The sequence below is a fragment of the Mitsuaria chitosanitabida ATCC BAA-476 = NBRC 102408 genome (assembly GCF_001598255.1).
Taxonomy (GTDB): domain Bacteria; phylum Pseudomonadota; class Gammaproteobacteria; order Burkholderiales; family Burkholderiaceae_C; genus Roseateles; species Roseateles chitosanitabidus.
Window position 1 is genome coordinate 34,500 of the sequence record NZ_BCYP01000040.1, and the last position, 24,030, is coordinate 58,529.

Annotated in this window: 20 protein-coding genes; 7 read left to right on the forward strand and 13 right to left on the reverse strand. The window is 70.4% G+C overall.

The genetic code is table 11. The features are described from left to right. Window positions 1-43: 43 nt before the first annotated feature. A complete protein-coding gene (locus MCHT01_RS23830; protein WP_067069753.1) occupies window positions 44-490 on the forward strand; it encodes a VOC family protein in 447 nt (148 codons plus the stop codon). Window positions 491-590: 100 nt separating this feature from the next. Here MCHT01_RS23830 and MCHT01_RS23835 read toward each other — a convergent pair whose 3' ends face one another. The 10 genes from MCHT01_RS23835 to MCHT01_RS23880 all read right to left on the reverse strand — a co-directional run bounded on the left by MCHT01_RS23835 (window position 591) and on the right by MCHT01_RS23880 (window position 12,828). After that, a complete protein-coding gene (locus tag MCHT01_RS23835) occupies window positions 591-1,502 on the reverse strand; it encodes a hydroxymethylglutaryl-CoA lyase (protein ID WP_067069756.1) in 912 nt (303 codons plus the stop codon). A gap of 244 nt (window positions 1,503-1,746) precedes the next feature. After that, complete coding sequence (locus MCHT01_RS23840; RefSeq protein WP_067069759.1) at window positions 1,747-3,735, reverse strand: acetyl/propionyl/methylcrotonyl-CoA carboxylase subunit alpha; 1,989 nt, start codon at window positions 3,733-3,735, stop codon at window positions 1,747-1,749. A gap of 171 nt (window positions 3,736-3,906) precedes the next feature. Next, complete coding sequence (bioB, locus tag MCHT01_RS23845) at window positions 3,907-4,992, reverse strand: biotin synthase BioB (protein ID WP_084453293.1); 1,086 nt, start codon at window positions 4,990-4,992, stop codon at window positions 3,907-3,909. A 34-nt stretch (window positions 4,993-5,026) separates the two neighbouring features. After that, entirely contained in the window at window positions 5,027-5,785 is a 759-nt protein-coding gene (gene bioD, locus MCHT01_RS23850; protein WP_067069762.1) for a dethiobiotin synthase, read from the reverse strand. After that, window positions 5,782-6,987: an 8-amino-7-oxononanoate synthase gene (gene bioF, locus MCHT01_RS23855; protein ID WP_067069765.1), complete on the reverse strand. Its 1,206-nt coding sequence runs from the start codon at window positions 6,985-6,987 to the stop codon at window positions 5,782-5,784. Before bioF ends, bioD begins: the two co-directional genes overlap by 4 nt. Continuing rightward, window positions 6,977-8,308, reverse strand: a complete 1,332-nt coding sequence (gene bioA, locus MCHT01_RS23860) for an adenosylmethionine--8-amino-7-oxononanoate transaminase (RefSeq protein WP_084453294.1) — start codon at window positions 8,306-8,308, stop codon at window positions 6,977-6,979. Before bioA ends, bioF begins: the two co-directional genes overlap by 11 nt. Before the next feature lie 54 nt (window positions 8,309-8,362). Further along, window positions 8,363-9,187, reverse strand: coding sequence for an enoyl-CoA hydratase/isomerase family protein (locus MCHT01_RS23865; RefSeq protein WP_067069772.1), 825 nt, complete (start codon window positions 9,185-9,187; stop codon window positions 8,363-8,365). Continuing rightward, window positions 9,184-10,470 carry an alpha/beta hydrolase family protein gene (locus MCHT01_RS23870; RefSeq protein WP_067069775.1) on the reverse strand — a complete coding sequence of 429 codons (1,287 nt, stop codon included), beginning with the start codon at window positions 10,468-10,470 and terminating at the stop codon, window positions 9,184-9,186. The genes MCHT01_RS23865 and MCHT01_RS23870 overlap by 4 nt, the downstream gene beginning before the upstream one ends. After that, a complete protein-coding gene (locus MCHT01_RS23875) occupies window positions 10,467-11,177 on the reverse strand; it encodes a GNAT family N-acetyltransferase (RefSeq protein WP_067069778.1) in 711 nt (236 codons plus the stop codon). Before MCHT01_RS23875 ends, MCHT01_RS23870 begins: the two co-directional genes overlap by 4 nt. Before the next feature lie 43 nt (window positions 11,178-11,220). Then, window positions 11,221-12,828, reverse strand: a complete 1,608-nt coding sequence (locus tag MCHT01_RS23880; protein WP_067069781.1) for a carboxyl transferase domain-containing protein — start codon at window positions 12,826-12,828, stop codon at window positions 11,221-11,223. 254 nt (window positions 12,829-13,082) lie between these two features. Between MCHT01_RS23880 and MCHT01_RS23885 the strand changes: the two genes are divergently transcribed. The 3 genes from MCHT01_RS23885 (at window position 13,083) to MCHT01_RS25865 (ending at window position 14,744) form a co-directional block, all read left to right on the forward strand. After that, window positions 13,083-13,880, forward strand: a complete 798-nt coding sequence (locus tag MCHT01_RS23885; protein ID WP_067069784.1) for a TetR/AcrR family transcriptional regulator — start codon at window positions 13,083-13,085, stop codon at window positions 13,878-13,880. A gap of 92 nt (window positions 13,881-13,972) precedes the next feature. Continuing rightward, window positions 13,973-14,443 carry a hypothetical protein gene (locus MCHT01_RS26940; RefSeq protein WP_169806200.1) on the forward strand — a complete coding sequence of 157 codons (471 nt, stop codon included), beginning with the start codon at window positions 13,973-13,975 and terminating at the stop codon, window positions 14,441-14,443. Further along, window positions 14,421-14,744 carry a type II toxin-antitoxin system RelE/ParE family toxin gene (locus MCHT01_RS25865; RefSeq protein WP_169806201.1) on the forward strand — a complete coding sequence of 108 codons (324 nt, stop codon included), beginning with the start codon at window positions 14,421-14,423 and terminating at the stop codon, window positions 14,742-14,744. The genes MCHT01_RS26940 and MCHT01_RS25865 overlap by 23 nt, the downstream gene beginning before the upstream one ends. Before the next feature lie 44 nt (window positions 14,745-14,788). Here the strand turns inward: MCHT01_RS25865 and MCHT01_RS23900 are convergent, their stop codons facing one another. Continuing rightward, a complete protein-coding gene (locus tag MCHT01_RS23900) occupies window positions 14,789-16,003 on the reverse strand; it encodes an MFS transporter (RefSeq protein WP_084453296.1) in 1,215 nt (404 codons plus the stop codon). Next, window positions 16,000-16,587, reverse strand: a complete 588-nt coding sequence (locus MCHT01_RS23905) for an ester cyclase (protein WP_067069792.1) — start codon at window positions 16,585-16,587, stop codon at window positions 16,000-16,002. Before MCHT01_RS23905 ends, MCHT01_RS23900 begins: the two co-directional genes overlap by 4 nt. A 157-nt stretch (window positions 16,588-16,744) precedes the next feature. Here MCHT01_RS23905 and MCHT01_RS23910 point away from each other — a divergent pair, with 157 nt between their 5' ends. Continuing rightward, entirely contained in the window at window positions 16,745-17,701 is a 957-nt protein-coding gene (locus MCHT01_RS23910) for a LysR family transcriptional regulator (RefSeq protein ID WP_067069795.1), read from the forward strand. A gap of 154 nt (window positions 17,702-17,855) precedes the next feature. Here MCHT01_RS23910 and MCHT01_RS23915 read toward each other — a convergent pair whose 3' ends face one another. Continuing rightward, a complete protein-coding gene (locus MCHT01_RS23915; RefSeq protein ID WP_084453298.1) occupies window positions 17,856-20,780 on the reverse strand; it encodes a TonB-dependent receptor plug domain-containing protein in 2,925 nt (974 codons plus the stop codon). A 504-nt stretch (window positions 20,781-21,284) separates the two neighbouring features. Here MCHT01_RS23915 and MCHT01_RS23920 point away from each other — a divergent pair. Then, on the forward strand, window positions 21,285-21,755 hold the full coding sequence (locus MCHT01_RS23920) for a (2Fe-2S)-binding protein (RefSeq protein WP_067069801.1): 471 nt from the start codon (window positions 21,285-21,287) through the stop codon (window positions 21,753-21,755). Window positions 21,756-21,757: 2 nt separating this feature from the next. Continuing rightward, on the forward strand, window positions 21,758-23,992 hold the full coding sequence (locus tag MCHT01_RS23925) for a xanthine dehydrogenase family protein molybdopterin-binding subunit (protein WP_084453299.1): 2,235 nt from the start codon (window positions 21,758-21,760) through the stop codon (window positions 23,990-23,992). The last annotated feature ends 38 nt before the right edge of the window (window positions 23,993-24,030 follow it).

Genomic DNA, 24,030 nt, shown 5'->3' on the forward strand with positions numbered 1-24,030 from the left:
GGGGCCTATGCTGAGCTTTTCTGTCTGTCGATCAGGAGCCCCCATGAAGCCCACGCCCGCCGGTTGGCCGCGCCTGTCCGCCGCCCTCTATTACGAACGCGCCGCCCAGGCGATTCCCTGGCTGTGCGAGGCCTTCGGGTTCGAGGTGCAGCTGAGGGTGGACGGGGAGAACGGGTCGGTCGTCCACAGCCAGCTGATCTACGGGGAGGCGCTGGTGATGGTGAGCGAAGGCGGCAAGGATGAGCAGTCGCAGCGCTTCGGCATTCCGCTGCGGAGTCCGAAGGCGCTGGGCAGCGCCAACACGCAGAGCGTGATGATCTTCGTCGACGATGCCGAGGCCCATTGCGCGCGGGCGCGCCAGGCCGGCGCCAAGATCGTCCGCGAACCCCAGGTCGACGATTACGGCCCCGAGTACTGGGCCGACAAGACCTACGGCGCGCTCGACCTGGACGGCCACCTGTGGTGGTTCGTGGAGCGGGTCAGGGGCTGAGCCTCCCGGCTCGCCCTTCGTCGGATCGCGCGACCGCGTATGTGAGAGCGCCCCGACCTGCGGGGCGCTGGCAACGGGTGGTCGCGGCCGGTGCTGGTGGTCAGCCCTGGCGCTTGGCCAGGATCGCGCGGCCGACGCGCGACACCGGCGGACGGCCCAGCACGCCGGAGATGAAGGCACCGGCGTCGACCAGTTGGTCGAGATCGATGCCGGTCTCGATGCCCAGGCCGTTCAGCAGGAACACCACGTCCTCGGTCGCCACGTTGCCCGTCGCGCCCTTGGCATAGGGGCAGCCCCCCAGGCCCGCGACGCTGGCATCGAAGGTGTGGATGCCCATCTCCAGGCAGGCGTAGATGTTGGTCAGCGCCTGGCCGTAGGTGTCGTGGAAATGGCCGCTGACCTCGACCAGCGGGTAGTGCTTGAGCGCCCGCTCCATCGCGGCCTGCACCTTGCGCGGCGTGCCGACGCCGATGGTGTCGGCCACGCCCAGGTGGTCCACGCCGATGTCCTTCATCAGCTTCACCACGCGCTCGACCTCGTCGGCGGACACGTCGCCCTGATACGGGCAGCCGACCGAGCACGACAGCGCGCCGCGCACCTTGATGCCGGCCTCGTGCGCGGCGGCGACCACGGGGGCGAAGCGCTCGATGCTCTCGGCGATCGAGCAGTTGATGTTCTTCTGCGAGAAGGCCTCGGAGGCCGCGGCGAAGACCACGATCTCATCGGGCTTCGTGGGAAGCGCGCCTTCCAGGCCCTTCATGTTGGGCACGAGCACGCTGTGGCGCACACCGGGGCGGCGCTCGATGGCCGCCATCACCGCGGTGTTGTCGGCCATCTGCGGCACCCACTTGGGCGAGACGAAGCTGGTGACCTCGATCTCCTTCAGGCCGGCCTCCTGCAGCATCCCGACGAGCTTGGCCTTGTCGGCGGTGCCGACGTTCTCCTTCTCGTTCTGCAGACCGTCGCGGGGGCCGACGTCCACCAGCGTGACGCGATTGGGCAATGAGCTCATGACTTCTCCTTTGGTCCTTCGATTCGACGGGGCGGCAGAGCCGACCGAGGCGTGCAACCCTCCCACCCTCACCCCTGCCCTCTCCCGCCCCGCGGGAGAGGGAGTCAAAAGGCATCGCGCTGCTTACTCCCTCGCCCGCTTGCGGGAGAGTGCTGTCTTACTCCCTCGCCCGCTTGCGGGAGAGGACTGTCTTACTCCCTCGCCCGCTTGCGGGAGAGGGTGGGGGTGAGGGTCTTTCTCCCGCTCAACCCACGGTCTGCAGTCGCAGCAACTCCGCGCCATCCCCCACCTGATCGCCGATGCCGAACAGCAGTTCCGCCACCACGCCATCGCGCGGCGCGGTGATGGTGTGCTCCATCTTCATCGCCTCCATCACCGCCAGCGGCTGGCCCTTGGTGACCGTGTCGCCCGGCTGCGCCAGGAAGGCGACCAGTTTGCCGGGCATGGGCGCCGTGAGGCGACCGCCTTCGGAAGTCCCCTCGCCGGCATGGGCGATGAGGTCGACCTCGGTGACCAGCGCCGACCCATTCGCACCGAACACCGCGACCTGCTCGCCGACCTTGTAGGTCGTCACCACGACGCGATGTCCGTCCAGATGCAGCTCATGCCGCTCGGTGCCGGTCGAGCGCAGCGCCAGCGGCAGCACACGGCCCTGCACCGTCAGCGCCAGGCTGCCCTGATGGTGCCGTGCCAGCAGCACCTGCTGCCGCTCGCCGTCGACCTCCAGCTCGAAGCGACGCTGCGCCGCGCCGAACAGCCGCCAGCCGTCGCGGCGGCTCCACGGATCGGCGGACTCGGTCATGCCCTCCTCCGCCAGCGTGTGCGCGACGACCGCCGCGGCGGCCTCCGCCAGCGGCAGTCCGGGCTGGCCGAACAGCGCGTCCTTCTCGCGCTCGATCAGCGCGGTGTCCAGATCGGCGTTGGTGAACGAGCCCGTCGCCGCGCAGCGGCGAAGGAAGGCGACGTTGGTGTGCAGGCCCACGATGTGCGTGTCGCGCAGCGACGCGTCCAGCAGCGCCAGCGCCTGCTCGCGGGTCTCGCCCCAGACGATGAGCTTGGCGATCATCGAGTCGTAGAAGGGGCTGATCTCGTCGCCCTCCCCCACGCCCGAGTCGATGCGCACCGCCGCCGTGCGGAAGGCCGCGTGGTCCGGCCAGCGCGCCACCGACAGCCGGCCGGTCGCGGGCAGGAAGCCGCCTTCGGGGTTCTCCGCGCAGATGCGGGCCTCGATCGCGTGGCCGTGCATGCGCAGCTGGTCCTGCTTCAGCGGCAGCGGCTCGCCGGACGCGACGCGCAGCTGCCACTCGACCAGATCCTGCCCGGTGATCGCCTCGGTCACCGGATGCTCGACCTGCAGCCGCGTGTTCATCTCCATGAAGTAGAAGCGGCCGTCCTGCTCGGCGATGAACTCCACCGTGCCGGCGCCCTGATAGCCGACCGCCTTCGCGGCGGCCACCGCGGCGGCGCCCATCTCGGCGCGGCGCTCGGCGCTCATGCCGGGCGCGGGCGCTTCCTCGAGCACCTTCTGATGGCGGCGCTGCACCGAGCAGTCACGCTCGAAGAGATAGACGCACTCGCCGTGGCTGTCGCCGAAGACCTGGATCTCGATGTGGCGCGGCCGCTGGACATAGCGCTCGATCAGCACCGCGTCGTCGCCGAAGCTGTTGATCGCCTCGCGCTTGCAGGACGCGAGCGCGGCGTCGAACTCCTCATCCGCCAGCACCGCCCGCATGCCCTTGCCGCCGCCGCCGGCGCTGGCCTTGATCAGCACCGGATAGCCGATGCGCCGGGCCTCGCGGCGCAGCAGCGCGGGATCCTGATCAGCGCCGTGATAGCCCGGCACCAGCGGCACGCCGGCCTGCTCCATCAGCCGCTTGGACTCGGCCTTCAGACCCATGGCCTGGATGGCCGAGGGCGGCGGACCGATGAACACGAGGCCCGCGTCGGCGCAGGCCTGCGCGAACTCCTCGTTCTCGCTGAGGAAGCCGTAGCCCGGGTGCACGGCCTGCGCGCCGGTCGCCTTCGCGGCGTCCAGGATGCGCTGCCACTGGAGGTAGCTGTCGCGCGGCGCGGGGCCGCCGATGCGCACGGCCTCGTCGCAGGCGTGGACGTGGCGCGCCTGGGCGTCCGCGTCGGAATAGACGGCCACGGTCTTCACGCCGAGACGGCGCGCGGTGGCGGCGACGCGGCAGGCGATTTCGCCACGGTTGGCGATCAGGATCTTCTTGAACACGGGTGTCTCCTCATGCGGTCAGGTCCTCGGCGCGTCGCGGCTTGTGGCCGCTGCGGCGCCGGGTGCGACCGGACCTCGGCGCGATGCGCGGGTCCGGGGCCGCGCGGCGGTGCGTGCCGCCGCGCGCGTTCAGGGTCGGTTCAGGGTCGCGTCAGATCGGCGCGGATCGGCTCAGTGCCGATGGCCGCAGGACGCCGCGGCGCCCTCGCCCGCCGGGGCGCAGCCGTCGCCGGACTCGGCGCTCAGCTCGGCCTCGGTCGCGCAGTGCATGCCCAGACGCTCGATCAGCTGGCGGTCCTTCTCGGCCTGCGGGTTGCTGGTCGTGAGCAGCTTGTCGCCGTAGAACATGCTGTTGGCGCCGGCCAGGAAGCACAGCGACTGCATGGTCTCGGGCATCTCCTCGCGACCCGCGGACAGGCGCACCATCGCGCGCGGCATCGTGATGCGCGCCACCGCGATCGTGCGGATGAACTCGAAGGGGTCCAGCGCGGCGGTGCCCGCCAGCGGCGTGCCCTCGACCTGCACCAGGTTGTTGATGGGCACCGACTCCGGATACGGATCCAGGTTGGCCAGCTGCGCGATCAGGCCGGCGCGCTGGCGGCGGGTCTCGCCCATGCCGACGATGCCGCCCGAGCACACCTTCAGGCCCACGCCGCGCACGCGCTCCAGCGTGTCCAGGCGGTCCTGGTACGTGCGGGTCGTGATGATCTGACCGTAGAACTCGGGCGAGGTGTCCAGGTTGTGGTTGTAGTAGTCGAGGCCCGCCTCGCGCAGCTGCTCGGCCTGGCCGTCGCCCAGCATGCCCGCGGTCAGGCAGGTCTCCAGGCCCAGCGCCTTGACCTCGGTGATCATCTCGCCGATGGCCTCCAGGTGGCGCTCCTTGGGCGAGCGCCAGGCGGCGCCCATGCAGAAGCGGGTCGCGCCGTTGGCCTTGGCGGCGCGGGCGGCTTCCATCACTTCCTGCAGCGGGATCAGCTTCTCGGCCTTCAGGCCGGTGTCGAAGTGGGCCGACTGCGGGCAGTACTTGCAGTCCTCCTCGCAGCCGCCGGTCTTGATCGACAGCAGCGTGGACAGCTGCACCGCGTTCGGGTCGAAATGCTCGCGGTGCACTTGCTGCGCGCGGAACAGCAGGTCGTTGAAGGGCAGCTCGAAGAGCGCGGCGATCTCGTTCACGGTCCAGGGCGTGGCGTTGCGGCGCTGCTCGTCGGTGGTCGGGGTCAGCGTCTGGATCTGGTTGACGGTCTGCTTCATGGTCATGCTTTCCTGGCCCTCGGAAGGACGTTCAAGGGAATCAAAGGGCGTTCAAGGCGGCCAGCAACTGCGGCTGCGCGAGGTGCGCGGCGACGGCCGCGGGAGAAGGATCGGAGAGCCGGGGCACATGGCCCCAGCAGGGAGCGCCGAGCGCATCGTCGATGCGCGCGCGCAAGGCGGCGAGATTGTCCGCCACATGCGGTTGATGGGGATCGGCGGTGTTGGCGACCCAGCCGGCCAGGCGCAAGCCGCGCGCCAGCACGGCCTCGGCCGTCAGCAGCGCATGGTTGATGCAGCCCAGCCGCAGGCCGACCACCAGCACCACCGGCATCGCCAGGTCCACGGCCAGATCGGCCGTGTCCCAGTCGTCGGTCAGGGGCACGCGGAAACCGCCGACACCCTCGACCAGCGCCAGGTCGCCCTTGGACGCCGAACGGCGGATGTCGGTCAGCAGCGCCTCGCGATCGATGCCGCGGCCTTCCAGCCTGGCGGCGATGTGCGGCGCGCAGGGCTCGCGGAACTGCAGCGGGCCGACCTCGTCCATCGTCATGCCTTGCGATTGCGCGGCGTGCAGCTGGGCGACGTCCTCGTTGACCCAGACGCCGTCGGCGTTCCGGGCCTGCCCCGCCGCGAGCGACTTGATCGGCGTGACGTAGCGGCCCAGCGCGTCGAAGGCGCGCGTCAGGCCCGCGGTGACGCAGGTCTTGCCGATCTCGGTGTCGGTGCCGGTGATGAAGAAGCCGTGCAGCGGCCACGGGGTCGTCGCCGGATTCGGTTCTCGATTCGCCAGGGTCTTCATGCGCAGGCCTCCAGCGCGGCGACGAGGCGATCGACGTCCGCCTCCTCATGCGTCGCGCACAGCGTGATGCGCAGGCGCGCCTCGCCCTTGGGCACGGTCGGCGGCCGGATGCCCGGCACGCGCAGGCCCTCGCGCTCCAGCGCGGCGGCCAGCGCCATCACCTCGGCGTTGCCGCCCACGATCAGCGGCTGGATCGGCGACTGCGAGTCGGCCAGCTTCCAGCTCAGCGCCGGATGCCGATCCAGCATCGCGGTGATGCCGGCTCGCAGCCTCGCCTGAAGCGCACGCAGGCGCTCGCGGCGCTGATGACCGACCTCGCCGCGGATCAGGTCCAGGCTGGTCAGCAGCGCGTGCTCCACCGCCGGCGGCGAGGCCGTCGAGAAGATGTAGTTGCGCGCCGCCTGCAGCAGGAAGTCGGTGATGGTCGGATGCGCGACGACGAAGGCCCCCGCCAGTCCGGCCGCCTTGCCCAGCGTGCCGACCATGATCAGGCGCTCGCTGCGCAGCTTGAAGTGCTCGATCGTGCCGACGCCGGTCGCGCCCAGCACGCCCAGCCCATGCGCGTCGTCGACGATCAGCCAGGCGTCGAACTCCTCGGCCAGCGCCAGCAGCTCGGGCAAGGGGGCGATGTCGCCGTCCATGCTGAACACGGCGTCGGTGACGATCAGCTTGATGCGGGCGCGGCTGGCGGCCAGCAGCGCGCGCAGTTCGTCGACGTTGCAGTGGCCGTAGCGCGCGACACGCGCCTTCGCCAGCCGCGTGCCGTCGATCAGCGAGGCATGGTTCAGCGTCTCGCTGAAGATCTCCGCGTCGGCGTCGCCCAGCGCGGTGACCACCGCCAGGTTGGCCATGTAGCCGGTGCAGAAGCCGATGGCCTTGGCGCCGGGGATGTGGGGCTCGAACCAGCGGCCCAGCAGGGCCTCGACCTCGTGGTGCGCGCGGGAATGGCCGCTCACCAGCGGCGACGCGCCGGAGCCGCCGCCGTAGCGGCGCGCGCCCTCGGCCAGCGCCTCGGCCACGGCCGGATGCGCGGCGAGGCCCAGGTAGTCGTTGGCGCAGAACATCGTCAGCTCGCGCGCCACGCCGTCGGCGCCGCGCACGGTCTGACGCGGCGCGGTGCCGGTCTCCGCGATGCGGGTGAAGCGGGTCAGGTCTTGCGCGCGGATCGCGTCGAGCTTGGCTTGCAGGTGATCAAGCAGCATGGACCACCTCCTCCAGCGTCGCCGTCACCGCGGCCGCGAGGAACTTCGCCGCGGCCTCGTCGATCAGATAGGGGGGCATCAGGTACACGGTCTGGCCGATCGGGCGAATCAGCAGCTCGTGCTGGCGGGCGGCGAGATGGAATTTCTCGGCGAAGCGCTCGACCGGGAGCGTCGTCCTCGGGTTGATGTCGAAGGCCAGGATCATGCCGCGCTGACGCAGATGCATCACGCGCGGATCCGAGGCCAGCGGCGCGAAGGCCGCGGTGAGCCACGCCGCCTGCTGCTGGTTGCGCTCGAGCTGGCCCGCGTCGAAGCGATCCAGCACGGCGTTCGCCGCGGCGCAGGCCAGCGGGTTGCCGGTGTAGCTGTGCGAGTGCAGGAAGCCGCGCGTCACGTCCTGCGACCAGAAGGCCTCGTAGACCGCGTCGGTGGTCAGCACCAGCGACAGCGCCATCGTGCCGCCGGTGATGCCCTTGGACAGCAGCAGGAAGTCGGGCCACTCGGCCTTCGTCGCGGGCGCGGTCTGCTCCCACGCGAAGAATGTTCCGGTGCGGCCGCAGCCCACCGCGATCTCGTCGGCGATCAGGTGCACCTCGAACTCGGTGCACAGCGCGCGCAGCGCCTGCAGATAGCTCGGCGCGTACATCGACATGCCGGCGGCGCCCTGCACCAGCGGCTCGACGATGACGGCGGCGATGTGGTCATGGCGCTCGGCCAGCAGCGCGCGCATCTCTTCCAGCGCCTGCGCCTCGTTGCCCAGGCGCTGATCGGGCGAGCTCACGATGTGGCTGTGCATCAGCAGCGGGTCGTAGGCGTCGCGGAAGATCGCCACGTCGGTGACGGCCAGCGCGCCGATGGTCTCGCCGTGATAGCCGTTCTTGAGGCAGACGAACTCGCGCTTGTCGGCGCGGCCGCGATTGCGCCAGCTGTGGAAGCTCTGCTTGAGCGCGATCTCCACCGCCGAGGCGCCGTCGCTGCCGAAGAACAGGTGGCCCAGCGCGCCGCCGGTGCGCGCGGACAGGCGCTCGGCCAGACGCACGGCGGGCTCGTGGGTGCAGCCGGCCAGCATCACGTGGGGCAGCGTGTCGAGCTGGTGCTTGATCGCGTCGTTCAGGGCCTTGTCGGCATGGCCGAAGAGGTTGACCCACCACGAGCTGTTGGCGTCGAAATGGCGGCGCCCTTCGTGGTCGATGAGCCAGGGGCCCTCGCCACGGGCGATGGGCAGCGGCGGCACGTCCTGCGCGCGCGCCATCTGCGTGCACGGGTGCCAGACCGCCGCGAGGCTGCGGCGCTGCCAGTCTTGTCGTACTGCTTCAGACATTCGGTTTACTGCTGAGGGGAAACATCGTCGCGACGCCGATTCACGCGCGTCGCGTCAGGCCAGCCACGAGGGCTTGGCCTTGGAAAGGAAACTCTGCACGCCGTCGCGGCCCTCGTCGCTGGCGCGGATGTCGGCGATGCGGCGCGCGGTGTCGTCGCGCAGCTGCAGGGTGATGGGCGCATGGGCGACGTCCTGCACCAGTCGCTTGCAGGCGCGGACCGCCGCCGGACCGTTGGCCAGCAGGGCGACGGCCAGCGCGTCGACCTTGGCGTCGAGCGCCTCGGCGTCGGCGGCCAGCTCGTGCACCAGGCCGAGTCGATGGGCCTCGGCGGCGCTGAAGCGCTCGGCCGTCACGAAGTAGCGGCGCGAGGCCTGCTCGCCCAGCGCGCGCACGACGTAGGGGCCGATCGTCGCGGGCAGCAGACCCAGCTTGGCCTCGGACAGGCAGAAGCCCGCGGACTCGACCGCGACGGCGATGTCGCAGACCGCGACCAGGCCCACGCCGCCGGCGTAGACGTCGCCCTGCACCCGCGCGATGACCGGCACCGGGCAGCTGTAGATCGTCCAGAGCATGTGGGCGAGGCGGCCGGCGTCGGCATGGTTCTCGTCCCAGCTGTAGCCGGCCATGGCCTTCATCCAGTTCAGGTCGGCGCCGGCGCAGAAGGCCTTGCCCTCGGCCGCCAGCACGATGGCGCGCAGAGAGCCGTCGCGGCCCAGCGCCTCGAAGACCGCGGTCAGCTCGGCGATGACGGTGTCGTTGAAGGCGTTGCGGACGTCGGGGCGGTCCAGCGTGACGCGGGCCACCGCGCCGTGGCGCTCGACCCGCAGCGTGGTCGGGCCGTCGAGGAAGGGATCGGGATGGCGGGTCGAAGCGGTCATGGCTTGCTCCAGACGACGGTGCCGTTGACGGCGTAGAGCCGGCAGCGTTCGGCGGCGTCGGTGTGTTGATCGCACAGGGCGAGCGCGCGCGATTGCGCGTCGTCGCCGATGGCAAAGCCCCAGTGGCGGCCGTTGGTAGCGAAGGCGCGCGGCGCCTTCGCGGCGAGGAACTTGCGGTAGCCCGCGCTCAGGCGCGCGGCAGGCAGCGCGGACTCGTCCTCGATCGCGATCGTGCCGCCGGTCGGGAAGGGCAAGGCGCCGGGAATGTCGAAGCCCAGGGGCTTGAGGAACTCGTCGACCAGCGGCTGCCAGATGTCGTTGCCGCGCGCGAAGAGCTGATGGCCGTCCTCGCCGAAGGCGGGCAGCTCGCGGGTCTGGGCCAGGCCGCCGGCCTCGCGGTAGGCCTCGGACCAGCGGCGCTGATGGCGGGGCGAGATGAAGCGGTCGTTCTCGGTGAAGACCCACAGCGTGGGCGGTGGGTGACCGTCGGCCGCGGCGCGGCGACCGAAGTCGGCGAAGCGGCGCGCCAGCTCGTCGGGCCGGCAGGGCTCGCCGGTGCGCGTGTCCGGATTGCCGCCGTGGCCGCCGGCGAAGTCGATCGCCGCGATCACGCCGGGCAGGCGCTCGCCGGTCGTGGCCATGGTGGCGAAGCCCCCCAGCGACTGGCCGATCAGCACGACGCGGCGCGCGTCGATGTCGGCCACGCCCTGCATGAAGCGCACCACGGCGGACAGCTCGGTCGCGGCGGCCTTTGCCGCGGACTCGTAGCGGGGCGCGTCGCAGCGGACGCTGGCCTCGGGATCGCCGATGGCGGCGAGCTCGCCGTAGCCGATGCGCAGCGGCACGGCGACGGCGAAGCCCTTGCGGATGAAGAAGCGCGCGGCCGATTCGAATCGGGGACGCTGCATCGCGGCGCGGTCCTGCTCGGACACGGCGCGGCCGTGGCTGATGACGACCAGCGGGAAGGGCCCCGGCCCCGCCGGGCGATAGGTCGTCACGACCAACTGGCCGTCGAGCTGCCGGCCGATGGCGTTCTCCACCGACACCGGCACGCGGACGACGGCCTCGCGGATGTCGGTGGCGACGCGCGGCGCCGTGACGGCGGCGGTCGACGCCGCGGGCGCGGGTGGCTCGTCGCCGACGGAGGGGTCGCGCCAGGACGACGCGGATGCCGGCGCGGTCGCCGCGGGCGACGCCGACTGCGCGAGGACCGAGGCGGCGGCGAGCAGTTGAAGCGCCGCGCCCACGCACAGCGCCGCGGCGGAGATCGACCGACGGGTCATGCGCGGCCCTCCCGCGACAGGGTGTCGCCGGCCATGGCCGCCGGATCGGCGGCGGCTGGCGGCGCCGCGGTGGCCGGCGTGCCTTCGACCTCGCCCAGCGCCTTGCGCATCAGCACGCTGCGATAGGTCTTGCCAGCCCATTGGACGTCGCCGATCAGCGCATAACCGCGGCGTTCGTAGCGGCGGCGCAGGGCCTCGGCGGGCACGGCCGTGTCGAGCGCCACCTGGGCATAACCCTGCGCGCGGGCCCAGCCTTCGGCCAGGTCCATCAGGCGCTCGGCGACGCCTTGCCCGCGGCAGGCCGGATGCACCGCCAGTTGCGCCAGGATCGCCGTGTCGGCCTGCGTGTAGCAGTCGGGCACCGGGTCGCCGAGGTAGCGCCCCTCCGGCCGCTTGGGCGGCGCGATGGTCACCGTGCCCACCAGCGCGCCCTCGCCCGTCAGCGCGACGAAGGCCTGTCCCGCGGCGACGCGCTCACGCGTGGTCTGCACGCTCTGGTCGACGGCGGTGAAGTTCCAGCCCTGCGCCGCCAGCGACGCGTAGGACGCGTGCAGCAGCGCGGTCAGCGCCTCGATGGAGTCCTCGGCGGCAAGCGGTCGCAGGACCAGCCCGCCCCCCGGCGCGCTCGTGGCGGCGGCCAGCGGGGGCGTCGTCGCGGGCGTGGTCGGAGCGGTCATCGAGGAGATCGTGGCGGGCGTGGCGGTCATGGGCGTGGCGGCGACTCGGCGTGGATGTCGGAACCCCGGAGTCTTACATCCGGAACACGCCGAATTTCGTCTCGGGGATCTCCGCGTTCAGCGACGCGGCCAGACCCAGCGCGAGCACGCGGCGGGTATCGGCCGGATCGATGACGCCGTCGTCCCACAGGCGCGCGCTGGCGTAATACGGATGACCCTGGTCCTCGTACTGCTGACGGATCGGCGCCTTGAAGGCCTCTTCCTCGTCGGCGGACCACTGGCCGCCCTTGCCCTCGATGCCGTCGCGCTTGACGGTGGCCAGCACCGACGCGGCCTGTTCGCCGCCCATCACCGAGATGCGCGCGTTCGGCCACATCCAGAGGAAGCGGGGCGAGTAGGCGCGGCCGCACATGCCGTAGTTCCCGGCGCCGAAGCTGCCGCCGATGATCACGGTGAACTTGGGCACCTGCGCGCAGGCCACCGCCGTCACCATCTTGGCGCCGGCGCGGGCGATGCCCTCGTTCTCGTACTTGCGGCCGACCATGAAGCCGGTGATGTTCTGCAGGAAGACCAGCGGGATCTTGCGCTGGCAGCAGAGCTCGATGAAGTGGGCGCCCTTGTTGGCGCTCTCCGCGAAGAGGATGCCGTTGTTGGCGACGATGCCCACCGGCATGCCCTCGATGTGGGCGAAGCCGCAGACCAGCGTGTTGCCGTAGCGGGCCTTGAACTCGTCGAACTCGCTGCCGTCGACGATGCGGGCGATGACCTCGCGCACGTCGAAGGGCTTGCGGGTGTCGGTCGGGATCACGCCGTGCAGCTCGGCCGCGGGATGCAGCGGGGCGCGCGGCGTCTGCGTGAGCAGCTCGCCCTGCTTGCGCCAGTTCAGGCGCGCGACGGACTGGCGCGCGATGGCCAGCGCGTGGGTGTCGTCCTCGGCCAGATGGTCGGCCACGCCGGAGAGCCGGGTGTGGACGTCGCCGCCGCCCAGGTCCTCGGCGCTGACGACCTCGCCGGTCGCGGCCTTCACCAGCGGGGGGCCGCCCAGGAAGATCGTGCCCTGGTTCTTGACGATGACGGTCTCGTCGCTCATCGCGGGCACGTAGGCGCCGCCGGCGGTGCAGGAGCCCATCACCACGGCGATCTGCGGGATGCCCTTGGCCGAGAGATTCGCCTGGTTGAAGAAGATGCGGCCGAAGTGGTCGCGGTCGGGGAAGACCTCGTCCTGGTTCGGGAGGTTGGCGCCGCCGCTGTCGACCAGGTAGATGCAGGGGAGCCGGTTCTGATCGGCGATCTCCTGCGCGCGCAGATGCTTCTTCACCGTGACCGGATAGTAGGTGCCACCCTTGACGGTCGCGTCGTTGCAGACGATCACGCACTCGACGCCGGACACGCGGCCGATGCCGGCGATCACGCCGCCGCCCGGGGCGGCGTTGTCATACATGTTCAGGCCCGCGAGCGGGGCGATTTCCAGGAACGGGGTGCCGGGGTCCAGCAGCATCTCGACGCGGTCGCGCGGGAGCAACTTGCCACGCGCGACATGCTTGGCGCGAGCGGCCTCGCCGCCGCCCTCGGCGATCTTCGCCAAGCGGGCGTTGAGGTCGTCGATGAGGGCGCGCATCGCGTCCGCATTGGCCTTGAAATCGGCCGAGCGGGCGTTGAGCTTGGTGGACAACGAGGGCATGAGGTCTCCTGATGGCTTTTTGCGGGTTCGCGTTCGACGCTGTTGGCGGCGGTTCGCGACAACTGGCCTCATCTTCGGCCAGCTGGCGGCATCTCCACGAGTCATGAGCCCGGCTCAACTTCTTCGCGTCCGGGCGACTCGCGCAGGCCGGCCGGGATCGCCGGACGGCCGCAAGGCGCGAAGCATACGGCAGATGGGCGAGGTCGCCAAGACGACTTGAGCCCGGCTCAAGAAATGGAGAGAATGCGCCCCACATGAGTGCCAACGCCCGGACCGCGAGGTCCACCTCCCCTTCCCCGTCCAGCCGCGCCGCCCTGCCGGCGCAGCGGCGCGCCCCCGTGAGCGCCAAGTCGGAGCAGCGCGTGCGCGACATCCTGCGGGAGAGCCGCGCGGTCTTCGCCGAGCGCGGCTACGAGCGCGCGACGACGACCGAGATCGCGCAGCGGCTGGGGATCTCGGAGGCGACGGTCTTCACCTACTTCCGCGGCAAGCGCGAGCTGTGCATGCGGGTGATCGGCGACTGGTACGACGAGATCATCGAGGCCATCGAGACGGGGCTGCCGCGGGAGCGGTCGATCCGCGACCAGCTGGAGTTCGTGGTCCACACGCATCTGCGGCTGTTCCTGATCCACGGGACGGGCTTGTGCGAGCTGGTGCTGTCGGAAGGCCGCAAGCGCGAGGCGCTGCCCGCGCGCGGCGAGGCGCAGGAGGACTTCGGCGCCGCCTTCGTCGATCTGCAGCGGCGCTACACGGCGCCGCTGATGGACCTGCTGGCGCGCGGCCAGGCCAGCGGCGAGGTGCGGCAGGACATTCCGCTGCGGCTGCTGCGATCGCTGGTGTTCGGGCCGATGGAGCACATGCTGTGGGAGGTCATCATCGCGGGCCGGCAGATCGTCGTGGACGACGCGGCGCGCGATCTGGTCGCGCTGCTGTGGCCGGCGCTGCAGGCGCCGGATCAGGAACTGCACGCGCTGCGGCGGATGAAGGCGCGGGTGGTGGAGGCGTTGATGGAGCGGGTGGCGACGCACGGCACCGGCGGTGACGTCGACTGACCCAAACCATGGATCGGTGACGTCGACAAGGCGGACCGCGGTCGAATTCCCAGCAGTTCCTGCTATCGCCATCAGACCCGCGAAAGAGAACGATGAGCACCCTCGGATCGTCAACGAGACCTGTCGATGAGCCCACCCTGGTCGGTTGGGCGAGCACGGGTCTGCCGATGAAGGCCGAGGCTGCCGCCCAGGGTCGTGTCTGGCACCTGCGCGTGGCGCGACAAGGGGTTTGGCACTTGCTGGTCACCGCCAACGGTGCGCCGCGGAGATTCCGGAGCCTCAAGTCTTTGGCCAGACGCCTGCTGGAGCTCAACATCGTGGACCTCGACATCATTCACCCCGCCCTCCCCGCCCAGTCGGGGCGCGCCACTGCCCCGACCTTCAGGTCACGCCTCGACGCCGGCCCCGACGACCCGACATCCTGGGATGACTGGTTCAAGGAGCAGATCGAGCTGTCGCTCCGCGACCATCGCCCCGGGACGGACTATCGAGAGGTTTGGCGCGAAGCGGACGAACGGATTCGCAAGATCGGGGGGCTGCATGCCCGCCCGAAGAAGTCTTGAATGGAGCCCCAGGGCGCGACGTTCGTACGACACCTTCCTCGATGAGCTCGCGGAGAAGAACGCATGGGCTGCATTGGCGTTCAACGACGACGTCCTCGAGAAGCTCTCACTGATCCAGACCTTTCCCCATCTCTATCGGGAATCGGCGCGCGTCAAGGGCGTGCGCGAGATGGTCATCCGGCCCAACTTCTTCATCGTCTATCGCGTGTCGCGCGTGTCGCTGCGCATCCTCAACTTCGAGCACTCGCGGAGGATCTGGCCCCAGCCTGCTCTCGAAGGTCGTGAGCGTCGCAAGAAGTGATGCGGGCGGGCCGAGGGTGGTCGACAGACCACCCTCCTGACGACTCATCGCGCCCGACGCTCCAGCACCACGCTGACCGCCGCCAGTCCCAGCCCCACCACCGCCAGCGCGGCCCCGGCCACCGGCAGCGCCCGCAGCGACGCGCCGTGGTCGAGCATCCATCCACCCAACCACGCCCCTCCGGCGTTACCCAGGTTGAACGCGGCGATGTTGAGCGTCGACACCAACGCCGGCGCGTCGGGGGCCTGCTGCATCATCCGCATCTGCAGACCCGGCACCGTCGCGAAGGCGGCCACGCCCCAGACGAAAACGGCTGCGATCGCCGCCCACGGTGAGCTCAACACCGCCGCCAGCACCAGCTGGATCAGCGCCAGCACCACCAGCACGCCCATCAACGAAGGCATCAGCTTCCAGTCCGCGAGCTTGCCGCCCAGCGTGTTGCCCAGGGTCAGGCCCAGGCCGAACAGGAACAGCACCCCGGTCACCGCACCCGCCGACAGGCCGGTGACGTCCTCCAGCATGGGCGCGATGAAGGTGAAGGCGGTGAAGACGCCGCCGAAACCGACCGCCGTCAACGCCAGCGCGATCAGCACCTGCGGCCGCTTGAGCACCGACCAGTCGTTGCCCGTCGACGCCTCCTCGTGCGACGCCGCCGGCCTCGGCAGCAGCGCCACCAGCGCGACGGCCGCGATCACGCCCAGCAGCGCGACGCCGGCGAAGCTGGCGCGCCAGCCCCAGGCCTGGCCGATCAGGTTGCCGAGCGGCACGCCCAGCACATTGGCCAGCGTCAGCCCAGTGAACATCAACGCGATCGCGCCCGCCTTGCGGTCGGGGGCGACCAGCTCGCTCGCCAGCACTGCGCCGATCCCGAAGAAAGAGCCGTGCGCCAGCGCGGCGACGATGCGCCCCGCCATCACCAGCCCATAGCCGGTCCCGATCGCCGACAAGGCATTGCCCGCGATGAACAGGCCGATCAGCACCAGCAGCGCCCGCTTGCGGGGCCAGCCGGCGCTCAGGGCCGCGAGCGGCGGCGCGCCCAGGGCCACGCCCAGCGCATAGCCCGTGACCAGCAGACCCGCGCCCGGCAGGCTGACCGCGAGGTCCCTCGCCATGGCGGGCAGCAGCCCCATGATCACGAACTCGGTCGTGCCGATCGCGAAGGCGGCCAACGCCAGCGCGAGGATGGGCAGCGGGAAACCGCTGGACGACGGCACGCGGGTGTCGCTCGCGCCGTCCTTCGGAGAAAGGACCGCGCTCATGGCGTCACCACGCCCAGTTGCGCGAGCAGCGCGAGGTTGTCCTCGAGATGCCAGTTCTCCGCGATGCGTCCCGACCCGTCGATCCGGTAGATGTCGGTCGCGATGAAGGAGATCGCCCGGCCGTCACCGCGCCGGGCGTGCTCGCCCGCGCCGAAAGTGCCGCTGAAGTGCCCGCTGAAGCGCAGACGCCCCACGACGCGGTCGCCGACGACCAGCATCTCTTCCACCGTCACCCGCAGATCCGGCACCGCCGCGCGGAACTGGCGCGACGCCAGCACCGGTCCCTCGACACCTTGCGGCCGCCCCGGGGGCAGCGCGCGATCCAGGAAGTCCGGCGCCAGCGCGGCCCGCGCCAAGGCGGCGTCGCCACTGTCCCAGAAGCCGTAGTACCGACGCGCCGCCAGCGTCATCGCCGCGACGCGCTCCGCGCTCAAGCTGCCGTCGACCTGCCGCCGCGCGGGCAGGGGTAACGCCGCGTCGTCCGTGATGCCCGCGCTCATCTCGGCGGGCGCATCGGAAAGCGCGGGCGTCGGAGCGGCCGTGGCGCGAGTCGCCGCGAGCGCGGCCAAGGCCGCGAACACCATCGCCACTGCGGTCTTCACGCGGCGCGAGCGTCTGGGAGAGAGGGTCATGGAAGCCTCCGGCTGAGGGAAATGCATGACCGGCACTGTGATCTGAAGCGGATCGGATGAGAATCCGTGCCGTTGCACAACCATCTGTTCCCAAACGGAAAAGATCACCATGAACGAACTCGACGACATGCGCCTGTTCGTGCGCGCCGTGGCGGCCGGCAGCCTCTCCGCGGCGGGACGCGAGCTCGGCTTCTCCCCGGCCGTCGGCAGCAAGCGCTTGACGCGACTGGAGACGCGGCTCGGCGTGCGGCTGCTGCAGCGCAGCTCGCGGCGGCTGGCGCTCACGGACGAGGGCGCGCTCTATCACGAGCGCTGCCAGGTCATCCTGTCCGACATCGACGACGCCGAGGCGGAGCTCGCCCAGGGCCGGCAGCAGGTGCGCGGCCTCGTGCGCGTCACCGCGACCGTGGCCATGGGCCGCCGCTGCATCGGCCCGCTCGCCGCCGAGTTCATGCGGCGCCATCCCGAGGTCACCGTGCAGCTCTCGCTGTCCGACTCCCTGGTCGACCTGATCGAGGACGGCTTCGACTGCGCCATCCGCATCGGCGGCCCGCAGGACTCGCGCCTGGCGGCCCGCACGCTGGGCCCGAATCGCCGCGTGCTCTGCGCCTCGCCGGCCTATCTGAAGCAACGCGGTCGCCCGCGCTCGCTCGAGGACCTGGCCGATCACGACTGCATCCTCCAGGAACGCATCGCCACCCGCCGCTCCGAATGGCGCTTCGAGCCGCGCGACGCGGGTGTCGCCGCGGGAGCGCGCACGGTCGACGTGACGGGCCGGCTCGTCACCGACAACGGGGAGCAGGCGCATGACTGGGCCCTGGCCGGCCTGGGGCTGGTGCGACGCTCGGTGTGGGACGTGGTGGAGGAACTGGACGACGGCCGGCTGGTCGAGCTCCTGCCCGAATGGGCCGGCAACAGCGCGCCCTTGCAGCTGGTCTTCCCCTCGCGCCGGCTGCTGCCGCCGCGCACGCGGCTGTTCATCGATGCGGTGGCCCGCAAGTTCGAGGGCTCGCGGGATCAGGCCCGCATCCTGCCGCCGGTCGCGCCGAGCCGGAAGCGACGCTGAGCGGGTCGCTCCGGAGGAGGCGTTCCCGCGGCTTCGCGCGCCCCAATGAAAAACGCCTTGGATCGCTCCAAGGCGTTCTGGCCTTCCGGGGCGGACCGCCGGCTCGCGCCGTCGGGTCCGCCCGTCCGATCGGGCCGGCCGAGGCCGGCGGCGATCACTTGAAGGTGTAGCTGGCGGTCAGCGTCCAGTAGCGGCCGGTCGGGTTGTGCATGCCCGAGTTGTAGCCCTGCGTCACGGTCGTGCTGGTATTGACGGCCGGGTAGTACGGCGCCTTCTCGTCCAGGAAGTTCTGGATGTTCAGCGTCAGGGCCAGGTCCTTGAAGCCCGTGTAGGTGTAGGCCAGATCGAAGGTCATCCACTTGCCCACCGCGCAGTTGGGATAGCGGTTGATGTACAGGTCGCGGCCATTGGTCGCCGTCGGCGCGGCGCCCAGCGACGTGCGTCCGGTGATGCGCGGATCCGAGCTCGGGCCGCCCCAATGGCAGGTCGTGCCGTTGCCGTTGTAGACCAGCGCCGGGTTGCTCGAGCCGTCCTGCACGCGGTAGAACGACACGCCGCTCACCCAGTTCATCGCGCCCGTCAGCGTGTGCTTCCCGTCGATCTCCAGCGTCGAGGTGGCGCGGAACTTCAGGCGGGGAATGTCCCCCACCGAGGTCGACCAGTCATACAGGCCGCCGTTGGTGCCGACCAGGTTGTTGTCCGCGAAGCCGGGCTGCTCCTGGCGGCTGTACTTGGTCTGGTAGGTGCCGCGCACCTGGTTGACCCAGCGCAGGCCCTCCTTGGGCACCATGTTGGTCTTGATCTCGAAGTCGATGCCCGAGACCTCGGTGCTGCCCTGGTTCACCCACGGGGTCTGCACGAACAGCAGCGGGCCGGAGTTGGCGATGCCCGGCAGCTGCAGCGCGGGGTTGCTGTCACGCTGGATCAGGCCGGGATAGCGCTCGGGGTGATCCACCACGCTCTGCACGTCCAGCAGGGCCACTTCGGCCTTCTTGCGGATGTTGAAGTAGTCGACCAGGATGTCCAGGTGCTTGTTGGGCGAGAAGATGAAGCCGAGCGAATGGCTCTTGGACTTCTCGGGCTTGAGCTGCGGGTTGTTCACGCCCACGCCGGCCACGCTCTTGTTGCAGTCCGACAGCGCGCCGCCGGGCACCGGGTTCGCGCCGTCTTCCGAGCAGCGCAGCGGGTCGATGACGCCGTTGACGAAGTACTGGGCGCCGCCCGGCGCGACCTGCGACACGGCCGGGGCGCGGAAGCCTTCCGAGTAGGTGCCGCGCAGCGACAGGGTCGGCAGCACGGTCCACTTGGCGCCGACCTTGGGCACGAAGTTGGTCTTCAGGCTGGGGTACTTGTCGGCACGGCCGGCGAAGTCCATCTCGAAGTTCTTCAGCCAGGGCGTGCGGAACTCGAAGAAGGCCGACTTGACGTTGCGCGACGCATCGTTGATGTAGGTGTTGGCCAGGCCCAGGATCTTGCCGGCCGCGTTCAGCGGATCCGGCGTGATGTTCAGGGACTCGCGGCGCAGTTCCACGCCGAAGGCCGCGCCGATCGCGCCGCCGGGCAGCGAGCCGAACTCGGTCGCGACCTTGGCATCCCATTGCGTGATCGAGGCGTCGGCGTTGTTGGTCAGGCCGCGCGACAGGTTGGGATCGGCGGCGACGGCGGCCAGCGTGCGGCCGTTGGGGCCGAGCAGCGAGCGCACCACGTCCAGGTTCAGGAAGCCGTAGCTGGTTTCCTCGCGCTTGGCCTTGTTCCACAGGATCGCGGTTTCCCAGTCCCAGGCGCCGAAGGTGCCCTTCACGCCGCCCAGCGCGCGGTACTGCTGGTTGACCAGCTCGCTGCCGCCCGGGGTGTTCTCGAAGCGCAGTTGCACCGCGGCGCGCGAGTTGGGGAACGGGTTGTCCGGATGGCCGACTTCCAGGATCGCCTGGTAGGGGGCCGCCACCGTGCCCAGCAGGAAGTTCAGCGACGGGCTCAGGCCGCTGATGGTCCGCGGGGGCGCCAGGTAGGTGCGCTGCGAGCGCGAGTAGCCGGCCTCGGCGAAGGCGGTGATGTCGTTGTTGACGCGGAAGGTCGCGCGGCTGATCAGGCTGCCGTCGGTGCCCTTGTTCTGCGCCTCGTTGTAGTCGTCGAGGTTGAAGTTGCAGAACTTGCGGTTGAGCAGCGGCGAGCTCGTGATGCCGTACTGCGCGCCACCGATGAGCTGGCGCGAGGGATCGCAGTTCGTCAGGTTGACGACGTTGTTCGTGTTGGTCTGCGGGAAGGCGTTGCTGCCCGGGGCGGACTCACGGGTGAAGAACGGCGAGGACGAGACCGACGAGCTGTACGGATTCAGGCGCAGGTTGATCGCGCGGTAGTCGTCGGCGTGGATGTCCTTCATGTCGCGCGTCATCGTGCGACCGCGGCCGGTGATGTCGCCGCTGACCAGGACGTTGAAACCGTCCTTGGCGAAATCGCCGAAGCCGAACGAGCCGTTGACCGTGCGGCGCGAGAAGTCGCCGTCGTCGTTGGCGCCCACCGTGGCCGACATCTGCGCGCCCTGGTAGTCGTTCTTGGTGATGAAGTTGATGACGCCGCCGACCGCGTCGGAGCCGTACACCGCGGACGCGCCGTCCTTGAAGACTTCGACGCGCTCGATGGCCGACACCGGGATGGTGTTCAGGTCATACAGCGTCGAGGTGCCGTTGTTGGGGTTGGCGTAGGCGGCCGGGGTCAGGCGGCGGCCGTTCAGCAGGATCAGGGTCGAGGTCGAGCTCAGGCCACGCAGCGAGGCCGTGGCCACGCCACGGGAGAAGCTGTTCTGGGCCGGCGTGTCGCTGAAGCCGTCGGTGCCCATGGCGGGCAGCATCTTCATCAGCTCCAGCGCCGTCTTGGCGCCGCTGGCGCGGATCTCGGTGGCGGTGATGCGGTCAATCGGCGACGTGCCTTCGGCGGCGGTGCGGCGGATGTTCGAACCGGTGACCTCGACGCGCTCCAGCTGCGTCGACTCCTGCGCGATCGCCAGGGTGCACGACAGCGTCGCGGCGATGGCGATGCTGGTCAATGCCAGCGGCTTCCCTCGGGTGTAAAGACGAGACATTCAGGTCCTCTTTTGGTCGTCGCGCCGGATACGGCGCCGTTTGGTAGACGCCACCCCAAGCCGCGCGATCACGCAAGGCGGGCCAGCGAGCGTCAATTGTTTCCATCGCGCAAAGTTCCGATAAGTGCCTGCAAAGAATCACAAGCTCTTGACACCTGAAAGCGACACACCAATAGGCGCTAACCCTTCCTTGCTAACAAAAAGAGGGGGTCACGCGCGGGTAAACCCCCGACGCGGGGGTCGGGACTAACACCAATTTCTGAGCACCACAAAGGGGCAATGCCATGACTTCCGGCATGAGAAATGACGGCCGGAAATCGCCGGAAAGGGTTGGCCGAAACGGCCACATACCCCTTGAACAGGGGACATCCGGGCCGCGCGAGGGATCCGACGCCTCCACGGGCGGTGTCCGAGGGCTTCCGGGCGGCCGCTCTCACGTTCGCATCGTGAAAGCGCTAGGCTCGCCGGGTTCCCACCCGTCGATCCCCCCAGGAGGAGACCCCCATGTCCATTTCGTTGACCGTGAACGGCAAGGCGGTGACGCTGGATGCCGATCCGCAGATGCCGCTGCTGTGGGCGCTGCGCGAGGACCTGCAGCTGACCGGCACCAAGTTCGGTTGCGGCATGGCGCTGTGCGGCGCCTGCACCGTGCACCTGGACGGCCAGCCGGTGCGCGCCTGCCAGACGCCGCTCGAGGCCGCCGCCGGCAAGAAGATCACCACCATCGAAGGCGTCGGCGCGACGCCCGCCGGGCGCGCCGTGCAGGCGGCCTGGCTCAAGATCGACGTGCCGCAATGCGGCTACTGTCAGAGCGGCCAGATCATGAGCGCGTGCGCGCTGCTGGCCGGCAAGAAGAAGCCCAGCGACGCCGACATCGACAACGCCATGAGCGGCAACGTGTGCCGCTGCGGCACCTACAACCAGATCCGGGCGGCGATCCACGACGCCTCGGCCACGCTGGCGAAGGGAGGCTGATCATGGGCATCACCTTCGAACACGCCGCGCGCCTCGCGCCGGCCGCCTCCGCCGATCAGGCCTCGCGCGACGAGACCGCATCGTCGGCAACGGCCGCGACCTCGCGTCGCTCGCTGCTCAAGGGCGGCGCGGCCTTGACCCTGTCCTTCGCGCTGCCGCTGACGGCGGGCCGCGCGCTCGCGCAGGCCGCCGACACCGCGGCGCCGAGCAACACCTTCGCGCCCAACGCCTGGCTGCGCATCACGCCGGACGGCAAGGTCACCGTGGTGTGCGGCTCGGCCGAGATGGGCCAGGGCGTGCTGACCGCGATCCCGATGATGGTGGCCGAGGAGCTGGACGCCGACTGGGCGCAGGTCTCGGTCGAGCAGGCCCCGGCCGACACCGCCTACAACAACCCGATGTTCGGCATGCAGGCCACCGGCGGCAGCACCACGGTGCGCGCCCACTGGACGCCGGTGCGCCAGGCCGGCGCGGCGGCGCGCCAGATGCTGGTCGCGGCGGCGGCGAAGCAATGGCAGCTTGACGCGGCCTCGCTGCGCACCGAGCGCGGCCAGGTCCTCGCGCCCGATGGTCGCAAGCTGGGTTACGGCGCGCTGGTCGCCGAGGCGGCCAGGCAGCCCGTGCCGGACAAGCCCGCGCTGAAGGACCGCAAGGACTTTCGCATCATGGGCAAGCCCACGCGGCGCCTGGACAGCGCGGCCAAGATCAACGGCACGGCCAAGTTCGGCATCGACGCCAAGGTCGACGGCATGCTGGTGGCCGTGATGGCGCGCGCGCCGATCGCCGGCGCCAAGCCCAAGGCCTTCGACGAGGGCAAGGCCAAGGCGGTCAAGGGCGTGCGCAAGGTCATCGCGATCCCGTCGGGCGTGGCGGTGCTGGCCGACGGCTACTGGGCCGCCAAGCAAGGCCGCGACGCGCTGGGCATCGAATGGGACCTGGGCGAGCACGCCAACCTGTCTTCCGACAAGGTGTCCTCGACGCTGGAGGACGGCCTGCAGCACGCCACCGCGATCGCGCGCGAGGAAGGCAACGTCAAGGACGGCGCGGCCACCTCGGCGCGCCGGATCTCGGCGCAGTACGAGGTGCCCTATCTGGCCCATGCCTGCATGGAGCCGCTGAACTGCCTGGCCTGGGTGCGCGGCGACGAGGTCACGCTCTGGGCCGGCACGCAGAGCCAGGGCCCGGCGCAGGGCATCCTGTCTCAGGTGGCGCAGGTCACGCCGGCCAAGGTCAAGGTGAACACGCTGCTGCTGGGCGGTGGCTTCGGACGCCGCTTCGCGCCGGACTTCACCATCGACGCCACGCTGCTGTCCAAGCTCAGCGGCAGCCCGGTCAAGCTGATCTACGCCCGCGAGGACGACATGGCGGCCGGCTACTACCGGCCGGCCTCGCGCGTGCGCTTCGAGGCGGGGCTCGACGACAAGGGCCAGCCGCGCATGCTGCGCGCCGAGGTGGCCAGCCCCTCGATCATGGCGGCCTCGGGCTTCATGAAGATCCCGGACAACGGCGTCGACGCGATGGCCGTCGAGGGCCTGGCCGACCACCCGTACACGATCCCGAACCAGCGCATCGCCTACGGCCGCGCCGAGCCGGGCCCGCAGGTGTGGTTCTGGCGCTCGGTGGGGCATTCGCAGAACGCCTTCTTCATCGAGAGCTTCGTCGACGAGCTCGCCCACGCGGCCAAGGCCGACCCGCTGAAGTACCGGCTCGCGCTGCTGGACCAGCAGCCGCGCGCCCGGGGCGTGCTCGCGCTGGCGGCCGAGAAGGCCGGCTGGAGCAGACCCGCGCCCAAGGGCCGCTTCCGCGGCCTGGCGGTGGCGGAAAGCTTCGGCACCTATGTGGCGGAAGTGGCGGAGGTGTCCGTCGGCAAGGACGGTGCGATCAAGGTCCACAAGGTGACCGCGGCGGTGGACTGCGGGCAGACGGTGAACCCGCAGACCATCGCGCGGCAGATCGAGGGCGCCGTGGTCTATGGACTCACGGCCGCGCTGTATGGACGCATCACGTTCAAGGACGGGAAGGTGGAGCAGAGCAACTTCCACGACTACCCGGTGCTGCGCATGAACGAGATGCCCAAGGTCGATGTGCACATCGTGCAGAGCGATGCGGCGCCGGGCGGCATCGGCGAGCCAGGGACGCCGCCGATCGCGCCGGCGGTGGCCAATGCGATCTTCGCGGCGACGGGGAAGCGGCTGCGGCAGTTGCCGTTCGATACGGAGGCGCTCAAGAAGGCCTGATTCAGGCAGCGCTCTGGTGTGCGACGGCCCTCACCCCC

What these genes read in the sequence shown, in the direction of transcription:
- MCHT01_RS23885 (WP_067069784.1), top strand. Translation starts at nt 13,083, where the DNA reads ATGAGTGCCAACGCCCGGACCGCGAGGTCCACCTCCCCTTCCCCGTCC.
- MCHT01_RS23920 (WP_067069801.1), top strand. Translation starts at nt 21,285, where the DNA reads ATGTCCATTTCGTTGACCGTGAACGGCAAGGCGGTGACGCTGGATGCC.
- MCHT01_RS25865 (WP_169806201.1), top strand. Translation starts at nt 14,421, where the DNA reads ATGCCCGCCCGAAGAAGTCTTGAATGGAGCCCCAGGGCGCGACGTTCG.
- bioB (WP_084453293.1), bottom strand. Translation starts at nt 4,992, where the DNA reads ATGACCATGAAGCAGACCGTCAACCAGATCCAGACGCTGACCCCGACC.
- MCHT01_RS23900 (WP_084453296.1), bottom strand. Translation starts at nt 16,003, where the DNA reads ATGAGCGCGGTCCTTTCTCCGAAGGACGGCGCGAGCGACACCCGCGTG.
- MCHT01_RS23910 (WP_067069795.1), top strand. Translation starts at nt 16,745, where the DNA reads ATGAACGAACTCGACGACATGCGCCTGTTCGTGCGCGCCGTGGCGGCC.
- MCHT01_RS23915 (WP_084453298.1), bottom strand. Translation starts at nt 20,780, where the DNA reads ATGTCTCGTCTTTACACCCGAGGGAAGCCGCTGGCATTGACCAGCATC.
- MCHT01_RS23905 (WP_067069792.1), bottom strand. Translation starts at nt 16,587, where the DNA reads ATGGTGTTCGCGGCCTTGGCCGCGCTCGCGGCGACTCGCGCCACGGCC.
- MCHT01_RS23835 (WP_067069756.1), bottom strand. Translation starts at nt 1,502, where the DNA reads ATGAGCTCATTGCCCAATCGCGTCACGCTGGTGGACGTCGGCCCCCGC.
- bioD (WP_067069762.1), bottom strand. Translation starts at nt 5,785, where the DNA reads ATGAAGACCCTGGCGAATCGAGAACCGAATCCGGCGACGACCCCGTGG.
- MCHT01_RS26940 (WP_169806200.1), top strand. Translation starts at nt 13,973, where the DNA reads ATGAGCACCCTCGGATCGTCAACGAGACCTGTCGATGAGCCCACCCTG.
- MCHT01_RS23865 (WP_067069772.1), bottom strand. Translation starts at nt 9,187, where the DNA reads ATGACCGCTTCGACCCGCCATCCCGATCCCTTCCTCGACGGCCCGACC.
- MCHT01_RS23875 (WP_067069778.1), bottom strand. Translation starts at nt 11,177, where the DNA reads ATGACCGCCACGCCCGCCACGATCTCCTCGATGACCGCTCCGACCACG.
- bioF (WP_067069765.1), bottom strand. Translation starts at nt 6,987, where the DNA reads ATGCTGCTTGATCACCTGCAAGCCAAGCTCGACGCGATCCGCGCGCAA.
- MCHT01_RS23925 (WP_084453299.1), top strand. Translation starts at nt 21,758, where the DNA reads ATGGGCATCACCTTCGAACACGCCGCGCGCCTCGCGCCGGCCGCCTCC.
- MCHT01_RS23830 (WP_067069753.1), top strand. Translation starts at nt 44, where the DNA reads ATGAAGCCCACGCCCGCCGGTTGGCCGCGCCTGTCCGCCGCCCTCTAT.
- MCHT01_RS23870 (WP_067069775.1), bottom strand. Translation starts at nt 10,470, where the DNA reads ATGACCCGTCGGTCGATCTCCGCCGCGGCGCTGTGCGTGGGCGCGGCG.
- bioA (WP_084453294.1), bottom strand. Translation starts at nt 8,308, where the DNA reads ATGTCTGAAGCAGTACGACAAGACTGGCAGCGCCGCAGCCTCGCGGCG.
- MCHT01_RS23880 (WP_067069781.1), bottom strand. Translation starts at nt 12,828, where the DNA reads ATGCCCTCGTTGTCCACCAAGCTCAACGCCCGCTCGGCCGATTTCAAG.